The following is a 17,807-nucleotide window of genomic DNA, read 5'->3' on the forward strand; positions in this document are numbered from 1 at the left end:
CGGCGGGGCGGGACGACGTGCTGAGCCGGTGCGGTGAGTCAGCACCGGCGGGACAACCCGGCAGGCAGGACAGCGCGGTGGGACGGCGGCGGCCGCCCGTCCCCGAGGGGGAGGGCGGCCGCCGTGTTCCCGCCGTCGGCTACGCCTGCCGGTCCGCCACCGCCACAGCTAGCGGTAGTTGACGAACTGGATCGCCAGGTCGAAGTCCTTCTCCTTGATGAGGTTCTGGACGTTCTGGAGGTCGTCCTTCTTCTTGGAGCTGACGCGCAGCTCGTCGCCCTGGATCTGGGCCTTGACGCCCTTGGGGCCCTCGTCGCGGATCAGCTTGGAGATCTTCTTGGCGTCCTCGGAGGTGATGCCCTCCTTGAGGCCGACGGGAAGGCGGTACTCCTTGCCCGAGAGCCTGGGCTCGTCGGCGGGGTCCAGGATCTTCAGGGAGAGCTTGCGCTTGACCAGCTTCTCCTTGAAGACGTCCAGGGCGGCGTTGACCCGCTCCTCGGAGTTGCCCCTGACCTCGATCCCGTCCTCGCCCTGCCAGGCGATGGTGGTTCCGGTGCCCTTGAAGTCGAACCGCTGGGCCAGCTCCTTGGCGGTCTGGTTCAGCGCGTTGTCGACCTCCTGACGGTCGAGTTTGGACACGACGTCGAAACTGGATTCGGCGGCCACGTTCGCTCACACCCCGCTAGGTCTTCATGGGTCGCGGGCGTCCGTGGACGCCCGCGTGGGTTCTCGTCGGTCCGCGCCGGATCCTGCGCGGACGGTCCTCAGAGCTTAGCCGCGCGCTGATCGGGCGTCCGACGTGCCCGTCCGGGGCGTGCCCGAACAACCGATTTCAGGTTCGGGCGGATCATCCGCTATTCTCGGTGATGCGCCGCGACGAACACGTCGCCGCAGCCCAGGCAGGTTGCCCGAGCGGCCAATGGGAGCGGACTGTAAATCCGTCGGCTTTGCCTTCCAAGGTTCGAATCCTTGACCTGCCACACGGGGAGAAGGCCCCGGTGACCAGCGGAGACGCTGGACACCGGGGCCTTCTCGCGTTCCTGGCGGTCCACGGCGGTCCACGGCCGCTCGCGGAACGGCCACGGGACGCTCTCAGGCCGCGGTTCCGGGTGTGTCGCCGCTCACCCGGGTGTCCGGGGCGCGTCCGTCGAACGCGGTCTCCAGGCGCGCGTTCCAGGGTTCGTCCCGCCCTTCGAGGCACCCGGCGGTAGACGTTCACCAGGACGGCGGGACCGTGCCCCGCCCTGTCCGCGAGGACCGGCACGGGCACCCCGGAGTTGGGGCCCAGCGAGATCCCGGCCCCCCGGAGGCCGTGGACCCTGCCCGCCGGTGCGGTCTTCATCTGCCTGGCCGTGAGCACCCGCTTGCGGGCCTGCTGCCAGACGCGGCCGTAGGTGCGTTAGTTCCGAGTCCCTGGGAGCGTCCGCCAGTAGGTGCCGGACAAGAACTGGCCGGAAACGCTACTGGTGTGACGGAAGGGGCCTGACCTGCGGTGATCTTGTACTTATAGCGCGTTTCGACCGTCGAGCCCCGCCATAAGTACAAGATCACCGCCCAGGTGGGCGGTGACGTAGCCGCGCAGGACGGCGGCCAGCGCCTGTTCGTCCGGGCAGGCGCGGGAGGGGCAGGTGCCGCATCCGGTAGGGGGCGGGCGTGTCGCCCCACAGCGGGGGAGACGCGGGTCACATACCCGCGCCTCCAGGGGGCGGGAAGGCGTTCCGGACCCCGGGCGGCGCTGTTTTCCGGATTCGGCCGATCGCGGATCCATCGCGTTCTGGACACGGGCGGATAACGCGGATTCCCGCTCTCCCAGCGGGGGCACTGAGGGCGTGCTGTCTGCCCATGTAGTCGCTGACCTGCGGTTTCGCTGCCACCCTCCGAAGGCTGGTGCGCGGAACCCATCCCTGCTGTGCGGATAGCGGGTGGTATGTCCGCTTCGCCGGTCCGGCTCCGTCTTGGCCCGGCGTCGGCCCTTTGGGTGTGTCGAGCGAAAAAGAAACCAATGCGTCCATTCGTGTGCGGCGCGAAAAGAATGGTCGCGACAATCTGGACAAATTGCTTTCCGAGTTTCGGCGTTGACAAAAACTGAGGGCCGGATGATGATTGCCCCAGTCCACCGCGACACAGGTGCAACAAGCGCCTGAGTCTTTTTCTGTCAATACCTCGTAACCGATTCTCGGGGGAAGTCATGATCAAGAAGATGGCCGCTGCTGGCCTGGTCGCCGGTGCCGCGATGGGCGCGCTCCTCATGGGAGCCCCGGCTCACGCCAGCGGTTCGCACGGTGGTGACCAGCAGTTCAACCAGAACCTGCAGCTGGTTCCGATCCAGTCCTGCAACCTGGAGGCCAGCATCGGCCTCGTTGCGGTCAACATCCCGATCCTGTCGCCGCAGACCACCGGCGACTGCGTGAACGGCCCCGTCGGCACCAACATCAGCTAGTTCCGGCAATCCGTCCGCAAGAAACGCTATCTCAAACTTTCTCGAAGGGTAATCCAATGCTGCGTAAGCTCGGAGTTGCCGGCCTCGTCGCTGGTGCTGCTTTCGGTGTCGTCCTCGCCGGTTCCCCGGCCTCCGCCAGCGGTTCGCACGGCGGCGACCAGCAGTACAACCAGAACCTGCAGGCCATCCCGGTCCAGCTGTGCAACACGGAGGCCGCCATCGGCCTGATCGCGGTCAACATCCCGATCCTGTCGCCGCAGACCACCGGCGACTGCGTCAACGGCCCCATCAGCACCAACATCGACTAGGAGATCCCTGACATGCTGCGCAAGCTCACCACCGCCACCGCCGTCGCCGGGATCGCCCTGGGCGCCATCCTGGCCGCCACGCCCGCCTCCGCCAGCGGTTCGCACGGCGGCGACCAGCAGTACAACCAGAACCTCCAGCTGGTTCCGGTCCAGCTCTGCAACACCGAGCTGGTGGTCGGCCTCCTGGCCGGCGTCAACGTGCCGGTCCTGTCGCCGCAGACCACGGGCGACTGCGTCAACGGCCCGATCAGCACCAACATCGATTAGGGGACGGCCCATGCTGCGCAAGTTCACGGCCGCCACCGCCATCGCCGGTGTCGCCCTGGGCGCGCTGCTCGCCTCCTCGCCCGTGTTCGCCGGCTCGCACGGCGGCGGTCAGCAGTTCAACCAGAACCTCCAGCTGGTTCCGGTCCAGATCTGCAACGCCGAACTGGCCGTGGGGGTGGCCGGGGTCAACGTGCCCATCCTGTCGCCACAGACGACGGGTGACTGCATCAACGGCCCCGCCACCACCAACGTCCAGCACGACGGCTCCGAGGACCACGACAGTGGTGCCCCGGAGGGTCACACGGGCGAGGGCGAGGACGGGGACAACGGGTACTAGCCACCTTCGAGTGGCGGGATCCCCGATCCCGCAGTGACGGAACGCGAGTGGTTCGTCGAGGCCCTCCGGCAGCCTGCCGGAGGGCCTTGTCGCAGGTAGGACGACTGAGGGAACCGACGTGGGGGGAGATGCCAGATGAGGCGCACGATCCTGACGGGAGCGGTACTGCTGTTGGCGGCCACCGGCTGCGGCGAGCAGGTGAGCACACCCGACCTGCCCGAGGGCACCAGCGCGCCGGAGGCGGAGCAGAGCCCGCAGGGGGAGACCGCGGACCCGCAGGAGCAGGCCAGTCCGCAGGGGACGCAGCCCGCTCCGGAGGAGGACACCGACCAGAGCAGCGGGACCTTCGTCCTCAACCGGTACGGGAACGAGAACGGGTTCGACGACCAGACCCCCACCGAGTACGTCGCCACGGAGTTCACCACCTTCACCGACATGGAGTGGGGCACGTGGGCGGACGAGGTCGCGCGCGGCGAGGGAGGGGTCAAGGGGACCTGGTGCATGCAGGAGGGCTGCCAGGACGACCCCTACGAGGTCGAGGTCGAGCTGGGCGATCCGGTGGACGTCGACGGCACCACGTACTTCTCCACGTACACGATCACCGACTACGGCGAGGAGATGTCCGAGGAGATGATCGGGACGCTGGAGGAGGTCGACGGCGGGACCCTGGCGCTGCCGAGCACCGGGTGATCCGGACCGGGCGCCGAGGGCACGTCGCAGCACCCGGCGGAGGTGAGCTTCGCCTCCCTCGGCAGAATCATGCCAAAGTTCCTCAAAAGAACATAACGCCTGATCAAAACGGGTGACGCGGCCCTCTTCCCGGGACCGGACGGCGCCGAAACGGGCGTGGCGCGCCCGCGAGGTCTCTAGTCTGCTGAGTTGTGGGACTCAACCAGTGGACGGACAACCACGCGGACGACGGACGGGGCGCCGACGGGCGGCCGACGCCACGGCACGGCCGCGCCTCTCTGCTGCGCCTGGCCGCCTGGTTCGAGGAGGCCGACCCGGACCGGGCCGACGCCCTCGCCGCGGCCGCGTACGCCCTCCACCCGGCGCTCCACCTGGAGGGGAGGGTGGACGAGGGCGTCGCCGCCACCACCAGCTGGTGGCAGGCCGAGGCCGACCGCAGCACCGTCACCGAGCACCCGGGCGCCCGCCCGCCCGAGCCGGTGAGCGACCACCGCGCCCAGCAGGCGCGCCTGCGCGACGCCGCCGAGTCCTCCGCCCACTGGCGCCGCGCCGGTGCCGCGCAGATCCGCTCCCTGCTCGCCGAGCCCACGGGCCGCCGCACCCGTCTGGACCTGTCCGGTGCCGGTATGGAGGTCCTGATGGAGCTCCTCACCGCGGCCCTGGGGTCCGGCGACGCCAGCAGACGCCCCACCTCCGCCGGGGACCTGGAGTTCGCGCTGCGCCTGCACGTCGTCGCCGCGCCGGGCGCCGACGTCACCATCCAGGGGGAGGGCGGAGAGCTGACCCTGGAGGGGCTGCGCCTGCTGGTGACCCCCTACGAGCAGCACAGCGCCGGTGACCTCGCCCCGCTCCCCGAGGAGCCGGAGGAGGGCGACGCGGAGCTCCCCGAGGAACCGGAGCCGGTCGACCCGGGCCGCCCCGCCGACGGTTCTCCGGCGGAGGACGTCCCCGCCGCCGGTGCCGACGCGGACCCGCTCGCCGCGGGGGACGACGAGGACCTCACCGAGATGCCGGACAAGCCGTCCGAGGACCCACCGGCCCCCATCGACTCCACCACCCCCGCGAGCACGGACGTCCCGGCAGCCTCGTCCACGCCGTTCGATCCCCGGACTCCGTTCACCCCGGCCGCCTCCGAGGTCCTGGAGGCCCCATCCTCCTTGGCAGTCCCGCAGCACCCCGTGAACTCCGATGTCCCGTCCGCACCCGAGAGCATTGAGACCTCGGACGACCCGCTGGGCCCCACCGTCTCCCGGTACTCTGCCGCCTCGGATCGCTCCGTGAACACAGACGCCTCTGCTGCTGGCTCCGCTGACGCCGAGGCCTCGACGGCTCCCTCCGTCCCGACAGACCCAAAGAAACCCGAGGCCCCGGCACCCCTTTTCGACCCTCGGCTCTCGACTGCCTCGGACCGCTCCGCGAACACGGGTACCCCAACAGCCCCGTCCGCGCCGTTCGACCCACGGGCCCCGTTCACCCCGGCCGCATCGGAGAATCCGGAGAGCCCAATGTCCCCGGCCGCATCCGGCACCGCCGAGACCCCGGCGGCTTCGGCAGAACCCTCCTTCCCCCAGTCCCCGGCAGCCTCACGGCGCCCCGTGGACCCCGGTGTCCCATCCGTCCCGGAGATCCTCGGGACTCCCGCCGCCCCTTCCTACGCGGACATCCTGGGGATCGCGGCCCCCGCCGCTCCCACGCCCCGCCCCGAGGACACCGAACCCACCGGTAACCTCCCTGGACCGGACCCGGAAACCCCCGGTCCGGACGGCCTGTCCGCGAACCCGCCCGAGACGCGATCGTGGGAGTGATGGAGACGGACACCTACAGCGAGGACGCCGCGCTCATCGGCGAACGCCAGGCCGCGGCCCGCGCACTCCTGGCGCACCCCCTGCTCACCGAGCGCACCCACCCCGCCGAGTTCGCCCTCGTGCGCTCCCACACCGAGTGGCTCGTGCAGCGGTTCCAGCGCGTGCTCGACTACCGCCTGACCGTCGCCGAGGACCACGCCCGCCTGGTCAAACGCGGCCTCGTCACCGAGGTCGCGCGCCCCCTCACGCGCGGGACCGGCGCCCCCTTCACCCCGCGCACGCACACCTACCTGGCGCTGTCCCTGGCCGTCCTGGTCGAGGAGCACGGCCCCACCACCGTCCGCGGCCTGGCCGGACGGGTTCGCTCCGCCGCGCACGAGGCCGGGGTCGACGCCGATCCCGCACGAGGCCTGGCCGAGCGCCGCGCCTTCTGCGCCGCCCTGCTCCACCTGGTCGCGCTCGGCGCCCTCACCGAGGACTTCGGCACCATCGCCGACCACCGGGAGGACCCCTCCGCCGACGCGGAGCTGATCCCGCACACGCAGGTCCTGCGCTCGGTCGCCGCCCACCTGCCCCGCGCCTCCGACGACCCCGACTCCTTCCTCGCCGCCGCCAGCGACACCGACCCCGACGGCGACCACCAGGGCGAGACCGCCCTGCGCAGGCTCCTCGCCGAGACCGCGGTCGTCTACCGCGAGGAGCTCCCCGACCGCCAGCGCGACCGCCTCGCCGCGCACCAGTGGCGGGCCGCCGCGGCCCTCGGCAACCTCCTGGGCTGCGACACCGAGGTCCGCGCCGAGGGCGTCGCCCTCGTGATGCCCGACGAGGCGGGGACCCGCCACGCCTTCCCCTCCGACGACCCCGTCGGACAGGTCGCCCTGGCCCTGGTCCGCCACCTCTCCGGCCGCCTGCACCCCGGTCGCCCCGCCACCTCCTCGCCCGTTCCGGAGGAGGAGCTGGAGGCCGCGCTGGAGGTCCTCTGCGGCGCCGACGCACCCGCGCGGGCCGAGTGGGCCCGCACCGCGGGACCCGAGGTCCCCGACCCCGTCCGGCTCCGCGAGCGGGTCCTGGTCCTGCTGGCCGACCTCGGACTGCTGCGGGGCGCCCCCGGGCGGTGGCGGCTCACCGCCGCGGCCGCCCGCTACGGAGCCGAAACGGACGTCCGCGTCCCCCCGATCCAGGACAATGACGAAGACAGCCGGACACACCCCGACCCGGTGCGTGCCCCCGGCGACGACGAGGGTGAACCCGACGCTCCCGCCGACCCCCGCGGCGACCTGAGCCGGGTGGCGTCCGTGCTGCAAGCGGTGGCGAACGAGAAGGTGAGCGCGACCAGTGGTGACTCAGGAGACCAGCCAGGCCCCGGAAGCGGCGGCGGCGACGGGTCCGGCTGATTCCGCCGGTACCGGCGCCTCCGACGGCGTCCCCCGCTACCGGCTCGAACGCGCGGGCATCCGCAACGTCTGGCAGTACGACGACCACGTCCTGGACTTCGCCGAGGGGCGGCTGCTGCTGCGCGGCCGCAACGGCGCGGGCAAGTCCAAGGCGCTGGAGATGCTGCTCCCGTTCCTGCTCGACGGCGATGTGCGCCGCCTGGACACCACGGGCACCAACCGCACCAGCCTGCGCTGGCTCATGGCCGAGGACACGCGGCCGGGCCGCGTCCACGGGGCCGAGGAGGGCGGCCCCGACCTGCTCGGCGGCCCCGACGCGGAGGACGAACCCGCGGACGGCCAGCACGGCGCCGACGCGTCCGGCGACCCCGAGGGGGAGGAGGACTCAGGTCCCGCCACCCGGCTCGGCTACCTGTGGGTGGAGTTCACCACCGAGCGCGGCGACCGCGGACTCGACGCCGCGGCCCGCCCCGGAGCCGGCCGGGGGGCCTCAGCGCTGCTCGCCGGGACCGGCGCCAACAGCGCCTCGGCCCTCCTCGCCGCCAGCGCGGCGGCCAGCGCAGCCGCCGGGTCCGACGCGGCGGAGCCGGAGCCGGAGCCCCGCGACCCCGACGCCCCGCCCAGCCACCTGACCCTGGGCGCGGCCGTCATGGCGGTCGGCGACTCCGACCCGCGCTGCGTGTTCTTCGTCACCGACCGCAGGGTCGGCCACGACCTCGAACTCGTCACCGACGGCCGTCCCAAGCCCGTCGACCGCCTCCGCTCGGAGATCGGCGCCGACAACTGCTTCACCAGCCCCGTCCCCTACCGGGCCCGGGTGATGCACGACCTGTTCGGCATCGACGACTCCGTCCGCTACCGCAACCTCGTCCACCTGCTCTACCGGCTGCGCCGCCCCACCATCGGCGACCGCCTGGAGGCCGGGGAACTCGTCGGCGTCCTGTCCGAGGCGCTGCCGCCCATGGACGAGACCATCCTGGACGAGGTCGCCCGCAACATCGCCGACCTGGAGCGGGCCCGCTCCGACAAGGACGCCCTCACCGAGGCCGGGGCGGGGGTCACCGCGTTCCTGGAGGACTACCGGGGCTACCTTGTCCACACCCTGCGCGCCCGGGCCGCCGAGGTGCGCGAGCAGATCGACGCCGCCGCGGACCGGACTGAGGAGACCGCGCGGCTGCGCGACGAGCTCGACAGCCTCATCACGGCGGAGAGCCAGATCTCCGAGGAACGCGACCAGGCCCGCCGCACCCGCGACACCGCCCGGTCCGACGACGCGACCCTCGCCGCGGCCCAGGGCGGCGCCGACACGGCCACGGACGGCGAACGCCGCGCCTACGACGCCGCCGTGGGCGCCTACATCCGCGCGGCCGAGGCCGCCTGGGTCGCCGCCGAACACGCCGAACGGGTCGAACGCCACACCGTCGAGCGGATCGGCGAGGACACCGCCACGATCGAGCGCGCGCTCGACGTCCTGCGCCAGACCCACGCCGAGGCCGCGCGCGCCGCCTCCGCCGCGGGGATCGACCCCGGCGTCCTCGGTACCGTCCCCGACCCGGTCGCCACCGTCCACGCGCCCCGCGAGAGCACCACCCGGGTCGACCTGCGGGGGCTGGAACAGGCCGTCGAACGCGAACCCGTCGAGGGCGTGGACCTGGACGGCCTGCGCGAGCGCCTGGGCCGCCTCCACGACCGCCTCACCGGAGCCGCCGACCGCGCCGCCGACCGCGCCGACCTGGCCGCCCGCCTGACCGGGCTCACCGCCGTCGAGGCCGCCGCCGACCGCCGCCTCGTCGCGCTGACCAGCGAGGCCGAGTCCGCCGACGCCGTACTCGAACGCGCACACCAGCGCGAGCAGGACGCCATCGGACTCGTACGGCGCGAGAGCGCCGCCTACGCCGAGGGCGTCCGGGAGTGGTCCGCCCGGCTGCGCGACTCCAGCCACGCGCACGCCCTGGGCGGGGCCATCCACGAGCTGGAGGGCAGCGTCGAACTGCCCATCGACGACGCGCTGCGCGTCCTGGACCCCGCGGTCCCCGGCAGGGTGGCCCGCCTGGCGCACGCCGCCGTGGACCCCCTCCTGGAGGAGCTGCGCGCCCGCCGCGACGTGGCCGTCGGGGAGGAGGGCCAGCTCTCCGGCGAACTCGCGGAACTGGCGGACCGGCGCACCAAGAACGCCGAGCACGCGCCCGAACGCCCCGGATGGGCCACCTACCCGCGCCCCGACGGGGACGGCGTCCCGCTCTACCTGGCCGTCGACTTCGCGGACGGGCTCAGCACGCGCGAGCAGGCGGGACTGGAGGCCGCCCTGGAGGCCAGCGGACTGCTGGCCGGCTGGGTCCGCGCCGACGGCGCCCTGCACGACCCGACCACGCGCGACCTCATGGTCTCCCCGGTACCGGTCCCCGCGCTGTCGCGCCCCGTCCGGGGCCGGACGCTGCTCGACGTGCTCGTCCCGGCCGCCGGACCCATCACCGGCCGCGGCGTCGCCCCCGAGACCCTGCGCGCCCTGCTCTCCTCCATCGCCCTGGACTCCGAGGCGGAACGGGCCCGCGACCCCGAGGACTCCGAGGCCGAACCCCGGCACCGCAAGGACAGCCCCGGCTCCGTCGCCCTCTCCAGCGCCATGTCCCTCTCCGGCGGCTGGCGCCTGGGCGTGGCCTCCGGCGCCCACTACAAGAGCGAACCCGAGTACATCGGCGAGGCCGCGCGCAAACGGGCCCGCGACCGCACCACCGCCAACACCGACAGGCGCATGGCGATCGCCGAGGCCCTGCTCGCCGAGGCGGGCGAGCGCCGCTGGGCCGTCGAGCACTCCTACGCCGAACTCCTGGAGGTCTCCCGCACCCTGCCCGACCCCGCCCCCCTGGTCCGCGCCTGGGCCGCTCTGGAGGCCGCCCGGGACGACGTGGCCGCCGCGCGCCGCGCCCACGACGTGGCCCGCGACACGGCCGAGGACTGCCGGGCCGAGCTGCTCGACGTCCGTGAGAGGCTGCGCCGCTCCTCCGTGGTGGAGGGCACCGAGGAGGGCGGACCCGCCGCGGGGGAGCAGGACCTGCCCACCGCGCGCGCCGACCTGGACAGCGCCCTGCGGGCCCTGGACCACCTGCGGGTCCTCATCGCCTCCGCGCTGCGCGACCTGGACGTCCTGGCCTGGGAGCTCGCCGACCACGAGCACCACGTCGCCGCCTGGCGGGCCGTCCGGGCCGACCGGGCGCTGGCCGAGGACGCCCGCGCCGCGGCGATCGACGACATGATCACCGTCCGCCGCCAGATCGAGCTCGGCGACCGGGCGCGGGGGGTGGCCGACGAACAGCTCGACGCCGCCCGCGAACAGGTCGGGGCCAGGGCCGAGGAGGCCGCCCAACGGCTGCCCGAACTCGAACGCGACGCCCAGCGCGCCCGGGACGAGCGGGTCAGCGCCGAGGCGCGCCTGGCCGCGGCCACGCGCGAGCGCGCCGAACTGGTCAGCCGCGCGCTCGCGGCCGGGGACGGGCTGGTCTCCGCGGTCACCGGAACCGACGGGTCCGGGGCAGAGGTCCCCGACGCCGTGCTGCTGCGTGCCGCCGGACTGGGCGCGTGTGCCGAGGACGGCGCGCCCCTGGCCGCCTACCTGGCCGCCCGCGCCGAGACCGCGCCCCCCGGGCCCGACGCCCGCCTCGCCCTGCTGGAGGCCTTCGTCGTCCGGATGGAGGAGGGCCTGGCCGCCCCGGAGGGCGACGGCGCGACGGACGTGCCGCGGGTCGACGACAGCACGGTCCTGGCCAGTCGCGAGGACCTGGACCGGGTGCTCGCCTCGGCGGGCTGGACGCAGGTACGCACCGAGATGAGCGAACCGCGGGGCGTCAAGCGCCTCACGATCCACGACGAGGACGGCGCGCACGACGTCACCGCCTACGCGGAGCGGATCGCCGCCGCGGTCGCCGGTGCCGAGGAGAGCGTCGCGGTCGCGGAGGAGGAGGCCTTCGAGCGGCACCTGCTCGGAGAGCTGGCCGGCCACCTGGCGCGCCAGGTCGAGGAGGCCAGGGCCCTCATCGCGACCATGAACGACGTCCTCAAGGACGTCACCACCTCGGCCGGGCTGGGCGTGCGCCTGGACTGGCGGTTGGCACCCGACGCGGGCGCGGACATCGAGGCGGTCGTGCCGCTCCTGGCCACCCCGGCCCGGGAGCGGACCCGCGTGCAGACGACCCGGCTGCGCGACGCGCTCCGGCGCTGCATCGAGGCCATCCGCCGCCTGGACCCCACCGCCACGGGGGGCGCGCAGCTGCGTGCGGCCCTGGACTACCGGTCCTGGTTCACCTTCACCGTGTACGTCACCGACGGCGCGGGCGACGAGCGGCGCCTGGGGCACCGCACGGCGCTCAGCCAGGGAGAGCAGCGCGTGGTGGCCTACCTGGTGCTGTTCGCGGCCGCCGCCGCGCACTTCGACGCCCTGGCGGCCAGGGCGCCGTGGGCGCCGAGGCTGATCCTGCTCGACGACGCCTTCGCCAAGGTCGACGAGCCCACGCACGGGCGCCTGCTGGGCCTGCTGGTCGAACTGGACCTGGACTTCGTCCTGACCTCGGAGCGGGTGTGGGGCTGCTTCGCCAGCGTCCCCAGCCTGAACATCTACGAGTGCCTGCGGGACCCGAACGTGCCCGGGATCGCCACCCTGCACTTCACGTGGGACGGGAGCAGGAGACGCCTGGTGGGGGTGTGAGGGGGGCCGCGTCGGGGGAGGAGGCCAGTCGGCTCCTCCCGCGACGGAGACCGGCGTTCGGCGAGTGCTTCCTCCCGTCCTGTCCTAGTCTGCTTGTGCGGAGACGACACGTGAGCGGGGTGACGAAGTGACTCGGGTACCCGAGACGTTCGAGGGTGGGACGGCGCTCCTGGACGCTCTGGCGCGCTCCGGGCTGCCCCGGGAGGTCAGCTCCTGGGTCAGCGCGGCCCTGTGGGGCGAGGACGCCCTGGAGGCCCGCCTGAGGGGTGAGCGCGTCCCCGAGCCGGAACCCGCGGCCGAGCCGCCCGCGGGAAGGGTCCGGCGGACCTACCTCACGGGGATCAGGGTCCAGGGCTTCCGGGGCATCGGACGCCCCGCCGAGCTCACCTTCGACGCCGGTCCCGGGCTCACCGTGATCGTCGGGCGCAACGGTTCGGGCAAGTCCAGCTTCGCCGAGGCGGCCGAGGCCGCCCTCACCGGCCGCAACCCCCGGTGGGACGCCATGCCCACGGGCTGGCGCGACGGCTGGCGCAACCTCCACTACGACGAGCGCACCGAGGCGACCGTGGACGTCCGCGTCGCCGGGGACGAGGGCTCCACCCGCATCAGCCGCAGGTGGACGGGCGAGAGCGTCCGCTCCGCACGCGGCGAGGTCGTCCACCCGGACGGCGAGGTCTCCCCCCTGAGGACCATGGACTGGGGCGACAACCTCGTGCGCTACCGCCCGTTCCTGTCCTACGACGAGCTCGGCCGCACGGTCACCGGGCGCTCGGCCGAGCTGTACGACACGCTCACGGGCCTGCTCGGGCTCAGCGGCCTGGCGGAGGCCGAGCGCCGCCTGGCCAAGGTGTGCGACGGGCTCGCCAAGCGCCGCGACCGGCCCTCGCGGGAGCTGCGGTACCTGCTCGACGCGCTCCGGGCCTCCGACGACCCCAGGGCCGTCCAGGCCGTCCAGCTCCTCACCGCCTCCTACTTCGACATGGACGCCCTGCGCAGGCTCGCGTCCGACACCGGGCCCAGCGATCCCGAGCTGCACACGGTCCTGCGCCGCCTGCGGCGGCTGGCCGTGCCCGAGCGGGCGCTGATGTCCGACGTGGTCAACGAGCTCCGGGGCGCGTCCATGGAGCTGGCCATGGCGGCGGGCAGCAAGGGCGACCGCGCGCACGGGGTGGTCAGGCTCCTGGAACAGGCCCTCGAACACCACCAGCGCCACCCCTCGGAGACCGAGTGCCCCACGTGCACCGCGCCGCTGGGCGCCGACTGGGTGCGCCGGGCCAACGCCCAGCTGCGCGCCCTCAAACCGCAGGCGGCCGTCGTCTCGGCCGCCTACGAGCGCGCCGACGCGGCCAGGGACCAGGCCCGCTTCCTGATGTCGCCGGCACCGGGCTGGCTGCCGCCTGAGAGCGAGCTGGGCCAGGTGTGGTCGCTGTGGGAGTCCGGCGCGGACATCGACGACCTGGCCGAGCTGGCCGAGCACGTCGAGGCGGTCGGCCGCAGGCTGCGCGCGGCCGCGGTGAGCGCCCGCCGGGACGCGAGCGAGCGGCTGGAGGACCCGACCGGCGGCTGGTCGGAGCTGGCCGAGCAGCTCTCGGGGTGGCTGGACGACGCCCAGGACGCCCTCACGGCGCGCGACGCCCTCAACGGGGCCGAGGCCGCGCTGACCTGGCTGACGGAGCAGGCGAGGATCCTGCGGGAGGAGCGGCTGGGCCCGGTCGCCGCACAGGCCGAGCAGGTCTGGTACCGGCTGCGCCAGGAGCGCCACATCGACCTCCAGGGCATGCGGCTGATCGGCCGGGGCGCCAGGCGCCGGGTCGAGGTGGACGTGTCGGTCGACGGAGTCGGGGACCAGACCAGCGCGCCCGGGCTCCTGAGCCAGGGCGAGTTCCAGGCGCTGGCGCTGTCCATCTGCCTGCCGCGCACCCTGGTGGAGGGCAACCCCTTCGGCTTCCTGGTCCTGGACGACCCGGTCCAGGCGATGGACACCGAGACCGTGGAGGGGCTGTCCGCGGTACTGGCGGAGGTGGGCAGGCACCGGCAGTTGATCGTGTTCACCCACGACACCCGCCTGTCCGACGCCCTGCGCAGGCTGGGCCTGCCCGCGAACATCCGCACGATCAACCGGGACGCCATGTCCAACGTGTGGGTCGAGGCGGTCTGAGTCACAGCCGTGGTGCCGGACCCCCTGTGAACAGGGGTTTCGGTGTCCGGGCTCGGGCCGGGGGCATTCGATTTGGCAGACCACCCCCGGATCCCTGTATAGTCATGACCAGCGCAAGGGGGCAACGCCCCCGGGGCGGACGAGAGAAAGCCCCACCAGCGCGCCCCTTTAGCTCAGTCGGCAGAGCGTCTCCATGGTAAGGAGAAGGTCTACGGTTCGATTCCGTAAAGGGGCTCCACCACTTGACGGGGTACGGTCCACTCAGGTGGGTGGCCGGAGGGAGCATCCGCCGGCCTGCACCGGGTCACAGCCCTGCTAGGGTTGTGCCCGTTGATCGGGGCGGGGTAGCTCAGTCGGTAGAGCAAGCGGCTCATAATCGCTGTGTCGTCGGTTCAAGTCCGGCCCCCGCTACCAACCCGCTGACCCCTGAGCCCACATCTCAGGGGTCGTCGCGGGCGTTTACCACTGTTTCCAGCGAGAAAGGCACTCCGAAGTGGCTGCCACCGACGTGAGGCCGAAGATCACCCTGGCCTGCCAGGAGTGCAATCACCGGAACTACATCACCCGCAAGAACCGTCGGAACACCCCCGACCGTCTCGCGATCAAGAAGTTCTGCCCGAACTGCCGCAAGCACAACGAGCACCGCGAGACCCGTTAGGTCCCGCGCGAGCGCCCCTGTCGAGCGCGATCGTCTCCGCCGCGACGTCGCAGAGGCAGTTCTCGAAGGCTTCCAGCCCGGTGAGCGATCCGCTCACCGGGCTGTTCGCGTGTCCGGGCCCCTTCACGACAGGAGAGAGCGTGGCGATCAACCCTGACTACCTCGGCCGGGAGTACCCCGCGCCGGAGGCCTACGAGGTCACCCGGGGCAAGATCCGGGAGTTCGCCGAGGCGGTCAACGACCCCAACCCGGTCTACACCGACCAGGCCTCGGCCCGGGCGGCCGGACACCCCGACGTGGTCGCCCCGCCCACCTTCCCGGTCATCCTGGGGATGGCGGGCTCGGGCCAGGCCATCGCCGACCCCGACCTCGGACTGGACTTCTCCCGGGTCGTGCACGGCGACCAGAGCTTCCGCTACAGCCGTCCGCTGTACGCCGGGGACGTCCTCAGCAGTGTCACCCGTATCACGGCCATCCGGGCCCTGGGCGGCAACGAGCTGATCACCCTGGAGACCGTGGCCCACGACGCCGACGGCGAGCACGTGGTCACCGCCACGATGATGCTGGTCGCGCGAGGAGGAGAGGAATGAGCAGGCTGCGCCACGCCGACGTCGAGGTCGGCACCGAGCTGCCCGAGCGCACCTTCCCGGTCCGCCGCCTGGACCTGGTCCGCTACGCGGGGGCCTCGGGCGACTTCAACCCGATCCACTGGAACGAGCGCTTCGCCAAGTCGGTCGGGCTGCCCGACGTCATCGCGCACGGCATGTTCACCATGGCCGAGGCCGCGCGGGTGCTCACCGACTGGGCGGGCGACCCCGGCTGCGTCGTCGACTACTCGGTGCGCTTCTCCGCGCCCGTGGTGGTCCCCGACGACGACGAGGGAGCCGAGATCTCCGTCGGCGGCAAGGTCAAGAGCAAGAACGACGACGGCACCGTCACGGTGCTGCTGACCGCGCGGTCGGGCGGCGCCAAGGTTCTGGTGCAGTCCAAGGCCACCGTGCGCCTGGCGAGGTAGACGTGACCGCACTCTCCGAGTACACCACCCTGCGCCTGGGCGGCCCGGCGCGGACCTTCCGGGTCGCGGGCACCACCGACGAGCTGGTCGCCGCCGTCGCCGGGGCCGACGCCGCCGGCGAGCCCGTCCTCGTCCTGGGCGGCGGCAGCAACCTCGTGGTCTCCGACGCCGGGTTCCCCGGAACCGTGGTCCTCGTGGACTCCAAGGGGGTCTCCTTCGAGGAGGCGGGCACCGACGACGCGGGCGAACCGGTCGTGCTGCTGCGCGCCGAGGCGGGCGTGGAGTGGGACCCGCTGGTGGAGCGCGTCGTCGCCGAGGGTCTCAGCGGACTGGAGTTCCTGTCGGGCATCCCCGGCCGGGTCGGCTCCACCCCCATCCAGAACGTGGGCGCCTACGGCCAGGACGTCAGCCAGACCATCCGCGAGGTGCTCGTCCACGACCGGCGCACCGGCGAGCGGCGCCGGATGACCAACGCCGAGTGCGGCTTCAGCTACCGCGACAGCGTCTTCAAGGGCGACGACCGCCACGTGGTGTGCGAGGTGGTCTTCGCGCTGCGCCGGTCCAAGCTCAGCCGTCCCGTCGCCTACGCCGAGGTCGCCCGCACCCTGGGGGCCGAGGCGGGTGCCCGGGTGCCGCTGGAACAGGCGCGCGAGACCGTCCTGGGGCTGCGCAGGGGCAAGGGCATGGTCCTGGACCCCGCCGACCCCGACACCCGCAGCGCCGGGTCGTTCTTCACCAACCCCGTCGTCACCGCCGAGGAGTTCGCGGCCGTGCGCGAGCGGGCCGCAGCCCGTCTGGGCGCCGACGTGCAGGTGCCCGGCCACCCCGACGCGCGGGGGGACGTCAAGCTCTCCGCGGCCTGGCTGATCGACCGCGCCGGGTTCACCAAGGGGTACGGCGACGGCCCCGCGCGCATCTCCGGCAAGCACAGCCTCGCCCTGACCAACCCCGGCGGCGCCACCACGGAGGACCTGCTGGAGCTGGCCCGCGAGGTGCGGGCGGGCGTGGAGGAGGCCTTCGGGGTCCGCCTGGTCAACGAGCCGGTGATGGTCGGCGTCTCGCTCTGACCCGGGGCGCTCCGCCCCGGCCCCAGCCGCGCCCAATCTCTGAGTTGGGCGCGGCGAACTTGTTTTTCAGGGCTGACTGATAAAACAATTCAGTAAAGCCATGAATTGCATTCCGCTTCCGTTCTGCCATAAAGTCGGAGACGTCGAAGGGGAGTAGTCCCCAATGCGTGCGATCGACACACTGGCCGCCCCGCGGCCCGGTCGTACGAGCCCGGCCGGGCCAGACACGCCCAGCCAGGAGCGGACGAGACCTTTGACCCGGAAAAGACCGGGTTGAAGTGGCGTCCGCCGCCTTCTGCCCAGACGCCGTCGGACGGAAGGGGAAATCATGACGGGGTTCGCCGCCGGGCTGGCATTCAGTGCCTTCGCCATCTTCATCGCAGAAATGGGTGACAAGACCCAACTCGTGGCGATGTCCCTGGCCACCCGCTACCGGGCCCTCACCGTCATCCTCGGCATCACCGCCGCCACCGCCGTCGTGCACGCGGGCAGCGTCCTGCTGTCCGAGGTCCTGGGCGCCGCGCTGCCCACCGACTGGCTCACCCTCGCCGCCGGTGTCGCGTTCCTGTTCTTCGGCGCGTGGACCCTGCGCGGCGACGAGATGAGCGACAAGGACGAGGCCCGCGCGGCCTCCCGGCGGATCCGCTCCGCGTTCGCGACCGTCTTCGTCGTCTTCCTCGTCGCCGAACTCGGTGACAAGACCATGCTCGCCACGATCACCGTCGGCACCCAGTACCACTGGCTGCCCGTGTGGATCGGCTCCACCGTGGGCATGGTCGCGGCCGACGCCATCGCCATCGCGCTGGGCGCCGTGCTCGGCAAGAAGCTGCCCGAGCGCGCCATCCAGATCGGCGCGGCCGTCCTGTTCTTCGTCGCGGGCGCGGCCATGCTGGGCCAGGGCGCCTGGATGCTCCTCGCCTGAGCCCTGAGCCCTGAGCCCTGAGCCCTGAGCCCTGAGCCCTGAGCCCT

Annotated in this window: 15 protein-coding genes and 3 tRNA genes; 17 read left to right on the top strand and 1 reads right to left on the bottom strand. The window is 72.8% G+C overall.

Annotated elements, in window-relative coordinates; all coding sequences use genetic code 11:
- Positions 1-168: 168 nt before the first annotated feature.
- Complete coding sequence (locus HGB44_RS11385) at positions 169-666, bottom strand: YajQ family cyclic di-GMP-binding protein (RefSeq protein WP_061079572.1); 498 nt, start codon at positions 664-666, stop codon at positions 169-171.
- A 232-nt stretch (positions 667-898) separates the two neighbouring features.
- Here HGB44_RS11385 and HGB44_RS11390 point away from each other — a divergent pair.
- The 17 genes from HGB44_RS11390 to HGB44_RS11470 all read left to right on the top strand — a co-directional run bounded on the left by HGB44_RS11390 (position 899) and on the right by HGB44_RS11470 (position 17,760).
- Positions 899-980, top strand: a tRNA-Tyr gene (locus tag HGB44_RS11390).
- Positions 981-2,188: 1,208 nt separating this feature from the next.
- Positions 2,189-2,440 carry a hypothetical protein gene (locus HGB44_RS11395; protein ID WP_061079573.1) on the top strand — a complete coding sequence of 84 codons (252 nt, stop codon included), beginning with the start codon at positions 2,189-2,191 and terminating at the stop codon, positions 2,438-2,440.
- Between the two features lie 56 nt (positions 2,441-2,496).
- On the top strand, positions 2,497-2,748 hold the full coding sequence (locus tag HGB44_RS11400; RefSeq protein ID WP_061079574.1) for a hypothetical protein: 252 nt from the start codon (positions 2,497-2,499) through the stop codon (positions 2,746-2,748).
- Positions 2,749-2,760: 12 nt separating this feature from the next.
- A complete protein-coding gene (locus HGB44_RS11405; protein WP_061079575.1) occupies positions 2,761-3,015 on the top strand; it encodes a hypothetical protein in 255 nt (84 codons plus the stop codon).
- 10 nt (positions 3,016-3,025) lie between these two features.
- Positions 3,026-3,352 (top strand): hypothetical protein, encoded by a 327-nt coding sequence (locus HGB44_RS11410; RefSeq protein WP_061079576.1) that lies wholly within the window; start codon positions 3,026-3,028, stop codon positions 3,350-3,352.
- A 135-nt stretch (positions 3,353-3,487) separates the two neighbouring features.
- On the top strand, positions 3,488-4,042 hold the full coding sequence (locus HGB44_RS11415) for a hypothetical protein (RefSeq protein WP_061079577.1): 555 nt from the start codon (positions 3,488-3,490) through the stop codon (positions 4,040-4,042).
- A gap of 191 nt (positions 4,043-4,233) precedes the next feature.
- On the top strand, positions 4,234-5,847 hold the full coding sequence (locus HGB44_RS11420) for a DUF2397 family protein (RefSeq protein WP_061079578.1): 1,614 nt from the start codon (positions 4,234-4,236) through the stop codon (positions 5,845-5,847).
- Positions 5,847-7,241 carry a TIGR02678 family protein gene (locus HGB44_RS11425; protein ID WP_061079579.1) on the top strand — a complete coding sequence of 465 codons (1,395 nt, stop codon included), beginning with the start codon at positions 5,847-5,849 and terminating at the stop codon, positions 7,239-7,241. Before HGB44_RS11420 ends, HGB44_RS11425 begins: the two co-directional genes overlap by 1 nt.
- The gene (locus HGB44_RS11430; protein ID WP_061079580.1) at positions 7,183-11,940 is read left to right on the top strand and encodes a TIGR02680 family protein; all 4,758 of its coding nucleotides are present in this window, start codon (positions 7,183-7,185) and stop codon (positions 11,938-11,940) included. The genes HGB44_RS11425 and HGB44_RS11430 overlap by 59 nt, the downstream gene beginning before the upstream one ends.
- Before the next feature lie 127 nt (positions 11,941-12,067).
- Positions 12,068-14,098, top strand: coding sequence for an AAA family ATPase (locus tag HGB44_RS11435; protein WP_061079581.1), 2,031 nt, complete (start codon positions 12,068-12,070; stop codon positions 14,096-14,098).
- 162 nt (positions 14,099-14,260) lie between these two features.
- Positions 14,261-14,336: transfer RNA gene (locus tag HGB44_RS11440), tRNA-Thr, on the top strand.
- Positions 14,337-14,436: 100 nt separating this feature from the next.
- Positions 14,437-14,512 (top strand) — tRNA-Met (locus HGB44_RS11445).
- Between the two features lie 79 nt (positions 14,513-14,591).
- The gene (gene rpmG, locus HGB44_RS11450; protein ID WP_013156089.1) at positions 14,592-14,756 is read left to right on the top strand and encodes a 50S ribosomal protein L33; all 165 of its coding nucleotides are present in this window, start codon (positions 14,592-14,594) and stop codon (positions 14,754-14,756) included.
- Between the two features lie 140 nt (positions 14,757-14,896).
- On the top strand, positions 14,897-15,346 hold the full coding sequence (locus HGB44_RS11455) for a MaoC family dehydratase N-terminal domain-containing protein (protein WP_061079582.1): 450 nt from the start codon (positions 14,897-14,899) through the stop codon (positions 15,344-15,346).
- Positions 15,343-15,771: a MaoC family dehydratase gene (locus tag HGB44_RS11460; protein WP_061079583.1), complete on the top strand. Its 429-nt coding sequence runs from the start codon at positions 15,343-15,345 to the stop codon at positions 15,769-15,771. The genes HGB44_RS11455 and HGB44_RS11460 overlap by 4 nt, the downstream gene beginning before the upstream one ends.
- Before the next feature lie 2 nt (positions 15,772-15,773).
- Positions 15,774-16,838: a UDP-N-acetylmuramate dehydrogenase gene (locus tag HGB44_RS11465; protein ID WP_061079584.1), complete on the top strand. Its 1,065-nt coding sequence runs from the start codon at positions 15,774-15,776 to the stop codon at positions 16,836-16,838.
- Between the two features lie 328 nt (positions 16,839-17,166).
- The gene (locus HGB44_RS11470) at positions 17,167-17,760 is read left to right on the top strand and encodes a TMEM165/GDT1 family protein (protein ID WP_061079585.1); all 594 of its coding nucleotides are present in this window, start codon (positions 17,167-17,169) and stop codon (positions 17,758-17,760) included.
- The last annotated feature ends 47 nt before the right edge of the window (positions 17,761-17,807 follow it).

This window comes from Nocardiopsis alborubida, assembly GCF_012396365.1.
Taxonomy (GTDB): domain Bacteria; phylum Actinomycetota; class Actinomycetes; order Streptosporangiales; family Streptosporangiaceae; genus Nocardiopsis; species Nocardiopsis alborubida.